The sequence below is a fragment of the Paenibacillus sp. 01T422 genome, from assembly GCF_056398785.1.
In genome coordinates this window covers 1-1,344 of record NZ_JBFTQB010001267.1, presented here as the reverse complement: position 1 = coordinate 1,344, position 1,344 = coordinate 1, and the positions used below count along the sequence as shown (strand labels likewise).

Genomic DNA, 1,344 nt, shown 5'->3' with positions numbered 1-1,344 from the left:
TCCCATTGCTGTTCAAGCTCCAAAATTTTCTTTTGGATAGGACCAAATAAGTCGTAATGCGGATATGAGGGGCTATGGTGAATGTATTGCGGATTGAGACCATGGGACACACACCAGTTGGTTAATCGTTCCAAATCCGAGCAACCGACCTTAGTTACGGTACGTACGCCAGCAAATCGATCATCAAGCCAATAGTGAGTCAAAAAGGCGATTTCTCCGCGGCTGACGGCGTCTTTCCATCGATAAAGCTCATCTCTTTTTATGCCAAATGCCATGTTGAACTCCGCCCTATTGTTTATTTTCAATGTTAAGGCTTAGAATATATAAAAGTGTGTTATAATTATACAATACATCAATGGTTCATGGAAAAGGGGCACAAAAATTGAATGTTCATCTGAATTTTACGAACAAGGGTAAGCTGGTAATCGAGAATTTTAACAACGAGGAATTAATCGAAATTTTTAGTCGATATATGAATACGTTGACGAAGAAATATGCCGTAGATGTGAACGTTCCTGAAGAGGCCAATCAAAACATTGTCCAGGACGGTTCATTCAAGGTTGTTCTTAGCAATGTACAGTGTGATGTTGACACCTTCTTCAAAGAACTTGGTCGTGATATCAAAGTTCCTCTGAAAAAAAGATCAGAAGGCAAATTGGAGAACGTATTTAAAATTCAAGTGATGGAGTAATTGACAGATGCTCAGTTTAGAAGAAAAGTTAGCGGTTGTGGAATCATTTCCCGAGTTACATCGTAAGGATGTTTCTCTGGGACGCATTAATTTTCATTATGAAGAAAGCAGCTATGATAAGAAGATTGTTGTTTACCACTTGCACCCGAACGGCAACGGATTTGTTTATGCGGAATATGTGAAGGGGTATGCAACCGATAGCAAAGGGTTAATCAATATTCGTGATTTTAGCGCGGAAGAGCTTCGTGACATTATTCAGAAGTCCATCCAGTCATTAACGAATACTGCGATCCAAACACAACCAAAGACGGTCACGTCACAGGAAGAGCTGTGGACGGATGAAGAAGGTCATGCTCTTTCCGTTACTTTTGAAGAAGATCAGTGGTATGTCTATGCCGGCAGTAATCTGGACTGCGCGTTCGAAACATATGAAGAAGTTGAAGAATACATGGCAGAAGAAGGATTTATCAAGCAATAACTTAAGTACATAATTAAGACAGGCCATCCCGGAAGTTAAGGGAAGGTCTTTTCTATTTGGAGAGCTAGGTTCTTCATCAATAGAATGTGCTATAATAAATGGAAAATCGAGCTAGCATCAATTGCAGACAGTGGGGGTAAAATCATTGGAATTTCGGCCATGCATCGATCTACAT

General features: G+C 40.1%; 3 protein-coding genes. 2 read left to right on the top strand and 1 reads right to left on the bottom strand.

Features of this window, described 5'->3' with window-relative positions:
• The coding region (locus AC1DUA_RS37875; protein ID WP_477504608.1) for a hypothetical protein at positions 1 to 275 on the bottom strand (275 nt) is incomplete at its 3' end.
• Positions 276 to 382: 107 nt separating this feature from the next.
• Between AC1DUA_RS37875 and AC1DUA_RS37870 the strand changes: the two genes are divergently transcribed.
• Both AC1DUA_RS37870 and AC1DUA_RS37865 read left to right on the top strand, forming a co-directional pair.
• A complete protein-coding gene (locus tag AC1DUA_RS37870; RefSeq protein ID WP_477504607.1) occupies positions 383 to 691 on the top strand; it encodes a hypothetical protein in 309 nt (102 codons plus the stop codon).
• Positions 692 to 698: 7 nt separating this feature from the next.
• Positions 699 to 1,169, top strand: coding sequence for a hypothetical protein (locus AC1DUA_RS37865; RefSeq protein WP_477504606.1), 471 nt, complete (start codon positions 699 to 701; stop codon positions 1,167 to 1,169).
• The last annotated feature ends 175 nt before the right edge of the window (positions 1,170 to 1,344 follow it).

Coding starts and splice junctions, on each gene's coding strand:
- AC1DUA_RS37865 (WP_477504606.1), top strand. CDS start 699: ATGCTCAGTTTAGAAGAAAAGTTAGCGGTTGTGGAATCATTTCCCGAG.